At 76.3% G+C, this 5,538-nt stretch carries 4 protein-coding genes and 1 pseudogene; 1 reads left to right on the top strand and 4 read right to left on the bottom strand.

Going from position 1 to position 5,538, the window contains the following annotated elements:
- Nucleotides 1–1,316 (bottom strand): annotated as a pseudogene (locus C6N75_RS21640) (histidine kinase); the annotation flags it as partial.
- Between the two features lie 187 nt (nucleotides 1,317–1,503).
- Between C6N75_RS21640 and C6N75_RS21645 the strand changes: the two are divergent.
- Nucleotides 1,504–2,808, top strand: coding sequence for a S1 family peptidase (locus C6N75_RS21645; protein WP_105870570.1), 1,305 nt, complete (start codon nucleotides 1,504–1,506; stop codon nucleotides 2,806–2,808).
- A gap of 19 nt (nucleotides 2,809–2,827) precedes the next feature.
- On the opposite strand, the gene C6N75_RS21650 is transcribed toward C6N75_RS21645, so the two are convergent.
- The 3 genes from C6N75_RS21650 to C6N75_RS21660 all read right to left on the bottom strand — a co-directional run.
- Complete coding sequence (locus tag C6N75_RS21650) at nucleotides 2,828–3,556, bottom strand: class E sortase (protein ID WP_181160565.1); 729 nt, start codon at nucleotides 3,554–3,556, stop codon at nucleotides 2,828–2,830.
- A gap of 171 nt (nucleotides 3,557–3,727) precedes the next feature.
- Nucleotides 3,728–3,985 (bottom strand): WhiB family transcriptional regulator, encoded by a 258-nt coding sequence (locus C6N75_RS21655; protein ID WP_105870568.1) that lies wholly within the window; start codon nucleotides 3,983–3,985, stop codon nucleotides 3,728–3,730.
- A 260-nt stretch (nucleotides 3,986–4,245) separates the two neighbouring features.
- A partial coding sequence (locus C6N75_RS21660; protein WP_219852898.1) for a hypothetical protein occupies nucleotides 4,246–5,538 on the bottom strand: 1,293 nt, incomplete at its 5' end.

Consider the following 5,538-nt stretch of genomic DNA (forward strand, 5'->3'; position numbering starts at 1 on the left):
GGACCATCCGTTGCAGTTGGTGGGCGATCTGGTGCGGTGCGCGCGGCCGCCATCGGCGTCGTCGGCAGCGCGCACCGCACCAGATCGCCCACCAACTGCAACGGATGGTCCCCGCGCACCCCGTACACCGCCGCCCGGCGCATCTCGGTGTGCTCGCCGGCCGGCTCCTCGCCGCGCAGCACCGGGTCCAGCAGCTCCACCGTCGCGAAGTCCGCGAACCGGGGCACCGCCACCTCCGCCAGCTCCTCCGCCGTCCGCACCACGTCCAGCGTGCTGCCGATCCGCACCCCCGCCTCGTACAGCAGCTTCAGCCGCTCCCTGGCCCCCTCCGCCACCCCCGACAGCACCCGCAGCTCCGTGGTGTCGCGCAGCGTGACGACCGTGTGGCCGGCCCCGCCCCGGGGCGCGGTACGCCGGGTGTTCACCGCCAGCAGCCGGTCGCCCGCCAGCCGCACCTCGTCGGTGACGATCCGCCCCGAGGCCAGCAGCTCGGCGGTGTCCCGGTCCAGCCCCAGCCCGGTGACCTGCCGCCCCTCCGGGCGCGGCGGCAGGTCCAGCAGCCGGCGCGCCTCGTCGTTGGCGAGCGTCAGCCGGCCCTCGCCGTCCACGATCAGCACGCCCTCGCGCGCCGCGTGCAGCACCGCGTCATGGTGCTCGTACATCCGGGTCATCTCGGCCGGCCCCAGCCCCCGGGTCTGCCGGGCCAGCCGCCGGCTCACCAGCAGCGAGCTGCCCACGGCCAGCGCCAGCGCGGCCGCCGCCGACCCCAGCAGCACCGGAATATGGCGGTCCACCGCGTCCGCGACGCTCGCGATCGTCACCCCTGCGGTCACCAAGCCGACCACCGTGCCGTCGGGGCCGCGTACCGGCACCACCGCGCGGGCCGCGTCATTGGGCGAGCCGGTGAAGATCTCCGTGTACGCCGGGCCGTCCGCCGCGTCGGACAGCCCCTCGGCCGGCTGCCCGATCAGGGAGCGGTCGTTGTCCGCGTACCGCACCCCGTCCGGCGACAGCACCGCCACGAAGTCCACCCCGGTGCCCAGGATGGCCTTGTCCACGGCCGGCTGGAGCACGGCCGCCGGATCCGCCGAGGAGAGCGCGGCCGCCGTGCCCGGCGCGTCCGCGAACCCCTCGGCGGCGGCCAGCGAGCGGTTGCGGGCGTCCTCCTCGCTGTCGGCACGGGTCTGCCAGACCAGCGCCACCACCGCCACCGTGATCAGCACGACGGCGACGACCGCCTGGAGCAGGAGCACCTGACCGGCGACACTGCGCACCCCCAGAAGGGCACGCCCAGGCCGTCCGATCCGTCCTCTCATACAGCATTTTTACCATTCTGTGCTGATGTCGGGCTACCGACGGTCACCGTCCTGCCGCGCCCCGGCCGGCGACCGCCCGGAGATCCACGGTGAACGCTCCACGTCCTGCCCGCGTACCTGGAGGCGGACGCGTCCCCCCGCCCGCCGACGGCGGCCGGAGTCCGAACAAACGGCAGGAGCAGTGGAGTTGAGTCACAGGCGCATACCCAAGCGGAAGGCGGTCCTGGCGGGCGCGGGGGCGGTGGGCATCGCCGCGGCGGCGATCCTGCTGCCGCAGGCCAACGCCTCCCAGTCCGGGGCGGACGACGCCCCGCCGCCCGCCCGCACCATGACCGCCGGGTCCGCCGTCCAGGTGGCCGACCGGCTGGCCGCCTCCCTCGGGGACTCCTACGGCGGCGCCTACTACGACGCCGCCGCCCACAGGCTGGTGGTCAACGTGGCCGGCGGCGACGACGCCCAGACCGAGCGGATCGAGCGCGCCGGGGCGGTCGCCCGCCAGGTGCGCAACAGCGCCACGGCGCTGACCGCGGCCACCCGCACCCTCACCGCCGAGGCCCGGGTCCCGGGCACCGCCTGGGCGGTCGACCCCCGCACCAACCGGGTGGTGGTCACCGCCGACCGCACGGTCACCGGCGCGCGCTGGGACCGCCTGGAGTCCGCGGTCGAGGGGCTCGGCGAGGACGTGGCCCGCATCCGCCGGTCCGCCGGCGCGTTCCGCCCCTTCGCCGACGGCGGGGACGCCGTCTTCGGCGGCGGCGCGCGCTGCTCGCTCGGCTTCAACGTCACCACCGGCGACGGCCGCCGCGGCTTCCTCACCGCCGGACACTGCACGGCCGCCGCCGACCAGTGGTCCGACGCCGACGGAACGGTGCTCGGCACCGTCCAGGAGTCCGTCTTCCCCGGCGCGGGCGACTTCGGGCTGGTCGCCTATGACGATCCCGCCGCCGACGCGCCCGACGCCGTGGACCTGGGCGACGGGGAGAAGCTCGCCGTCCGCGGGGCCGTGGAGGCCGCCGTGGGCGGGCAGGTCTTCCGGATGGGCAGCACCACCGGGCTGCGGGACGGCCAGGTCACCGGACTGAACGCCACCGTCAACTACCCCGAGGGTACGGTCACCGGCCTGATCCAGACCGACGTGTGCGCCGAGCCCGGCGACAGCGGCGGCTCGCTGTTCACCCGCGAGGGCGACGCGGTCGGCCTGACCTCGGGCGGCAGCGGCGACTGCGACTCCGGCGGCGAGACCTTCTTCCAGCCCGTCACCACCGCCCTCGCCGCCGTCGGCGCGCGCATCGGAGACGACCAGGGCGCGGGAGCGGAGGAGCAGCAACCCGGTGGCGGGGAGCAGCCGGGTGGCGGGGAGCAGCAGCCGGGTGGCGGGGAACAGCCGGGTGGCGGGGAGCAGCAGACCGGTGGCACGGAGCAGCCCGGCGGCGGCAAGCAGCCCGATGGCGGGGAGCAGCCGGGTGGCGGTGGAGGCGCTCCCGGCCGGTAGCACGGCGGGCAGCCTCCGGTCAGACCTTCTTCGAGGACACCAGCACGCCGACCTTGTCGATCCGGTGCTCCGGGTTGCCCTTGTCGTCCCGCCAGAAGTTGCCCGCCGCGTCGTCCTCCGGCGTCGCGCAGGTGGACAGGGTGATCATGGCCCGGGTGGGCTGTCGTCCCGGCTCGCCCGGGACGGCAGCCCGCTGCTCGGCCAGTGACTTCTCGGAGCGGAAGGAGGTCGAGCGGGTCTCCGTGATCCGGTACTCGTGCACCTCGCCGCCGGCGGTCACCCGCACCGTGTCGCCCGGGCGCAGCTCCGGCAAGTCGCGCAGCGGGCCGCCGGCCGACAGGCGATGGGCGGTGACCAGGTAGTTCCCCGTCTCGCCCGGTCCCACTCCGCCCTTGTCACCGTACGGACTGGCGGCGACGCCCCGGTCCTGGATCCGGGTGCCGGGCCAGTCGTCGGGGCTGCCCTCGTACGGCACCACCCGCAGCTCCGCCACCCCGATCGCCGGTATCGCCAGCACCGCCGGCCGGGTGCGGGCCGGCTCGTCCGGCGACGGCTCGGCCGAGGTGGCGGACGGCGCGGACGGCGCGGACGGCGCGGAGACGGTCGTGCTCCGGATCATGCCCGAGGTGGCGTCGACCATGGCCGGCCGGTCCGCCGGGCGGCCGTCCTCGACGGCCCCGCAACCGGCGAGCGCGAGCGCGACCGCAGCGGCGAACGCGGCTGCGGCCAGGGCGCGGGATCCGGGCATGAGGCTCCAGGGGTCGGCGGGAGGACGGCGGGCCGGGGTGCCTCACGCACCCACCGCGCCCGCTGAGGGGCGCGTGCCCTTTCCCATCAGACCACCGTAAACCGGACGGATGTACGGTGACCAGCCCGGACAGTCGCTCCAGCCGTCACTCCCGGTGACCGCCGGCTCGGCTCAGACCTGGCTGCGCTGTCGCCGACGCGCGGTACGACGCTTCAGGGCCCGCCGTTCGTCCTCGGTCAGACCGCCCCAGACCCCGGCCTCCTGGCCCGACTCCAGCGCCCACTCCAGGCACGGTTCGCGCGAGGGGCAGCGCCGGCACACCCCCTTCGCCTCCTCCGCCTGAAGCAGCGCCGGACCGGTGTTCCCGATGGGGAAGAACAGGTCCGGGTCCTCGTCACGGCACAGCGCCCGGTGGCGCCAGTCACTCATGGGACTCTCCCGGTCGTCAGGAACGATGGCTCTGGTTCGCCCTACCGGGTCGCCGCTCGGCGGCGGATGTAAACGGCCCCCGGTGTGACGAACCTGCGCGTCCCGCCTCGCGGAGCCCCCAACGAACCCTCACACACCGGGCCTTGAGCTTTCCGGGCTCTTCGGACGCCGACCGGACGCGGCGACGGGAGCCGCTCGGTGCGAGCGGCTCCCGTCGTGCCGTGGGCCGGGCGTTCCCGCCGTCCGGCCAGCGCCGTCCGTCAGGCGTCACCCGCCGGCCGGACCTCGCTCCGCTGGCGCAGCAGGACCTTGCCGGCCAGCAGCACCACCAGCACCGAGGCGACCAGCGCCGCCGTGCCCGACCAGGTGAACGCCGCGCCCACGCTGCGCTCCAGCAGCAGAGGCGCTTCGTCGCCGGCCACCGTGTGCACCAGGAACACGCCGACCGCCGTCATCGCCGCCGCCATCCAGGCGCGCGGCGACTCGCGCATCACCAGCACCACCGCGGCCACCATGCACAGCGCGGTCACCACCAGCGACACCAGTGCGCCGCTGCCGGCCCGCAACCCGGCCAGCTCCACCGGGAGGTGCACCGCCCCGCACACCAGCAGCGCCACGGCGGCGGGCCAGCGCAGCGCACTGTGCCGGCGCGCGGCGGACTCCCCGGACGCCGGCGCGGCCGGCTCCGGCTGGGCGGCCGCCGCGGTCATCGAGCGCGGCGGCCGGACCTTGGGGTCCTCCGGCACCTGCACGGCCGGCGCGGCGGTCGCCGCGGCAAGGTGCTGCGCGGCGGGAGCCGCCGGCTCGGCGGCCGGTTCGGGCGCGACGGCCGCGGCGGGCACCGGCTCGGCCGCGGGCGCGGGGGCGGTCCGCCCGGCCGCGCCGCCGGCCACCGGGGCCTCGGCGGGCGCGCTCTGGGCGGTGCCCAGGATGCTCACGAGCTGCACCACGTCCTCGATCGGACGGCCCACGGCCGCCGCGCGGAGGGTGGTGTCCGACTCGTCGATGGGGTGGCCGGCCTCGTTGAGCATGGCCACCAACTGGCGGACCTCCTCCAGCGGCCGGGCCACCGCGGCCGCCCGCAGCGCCTCGTCGGCCGGACTGGAGACGGCCCGGCTCCGCTTGAGCATGGTCACCAGCGCGGCGACCTCCTCCAGCGGGCGGTAGGTGGCCGCCGTCCAGATGAGGGTCCGTATGCGCTCGTCGCTCATCTCGTCGACGTCACCCGAGTCCGCCAGACCGACGAAGTCGGCGACCGCCCGGGCGGCGTCGTCCCGCCCCTCCGCCGGCACCGGCTCCGTCCGGCTCTCCGCGACCGTCTCGTCCCGCCGGTCCCGTGCGGGGTCCTGCGCGACCGTCTCGTCCCACCGGTCCGGTACGGGGTCCTGCGCGACTGCCTCGTCCCACCGGTCCGGTACGGGGTCCTGCGCGACTGCCTCGTCCCGCCGGTCCGGTACGGGGTCCTCCGCGACCGTCTCGTCCCGCCGCTCTCGTGCGGGGTCCGCCGGCGCCGGGGGCGCCGGCGGACCCCGCACGAGAGCGGCGGGACGAGA

Origin of the sequence: Streptomyces solincola (assembly GCF_002982015.1) — a bacterium.
GTDB lineage: Bacteria > Actinomycetota > Actinomycetes > Streptomycetales > Streptomycetaceae > Streptomyces > Streptomyces solincola.

Bases quoted from the DNA above. Each gene is read 5' to 3' on its own strand.
- C6N75_RS21650 (WP_181160565.1), bottom strand. From the start codon at position 3,556: ATGCCCGGATCCCGCGCCCTGGCCGCAGCCGCGTTCGCCGCTGCGGTC.
- C6N75_RS21655 (WP_105870568.1), bottom strand. From the start codon at position 3,985: ATGAGTGACTGGCGCCACCGGGCGCTGTGCCGTGACGAGGACCCGGAC.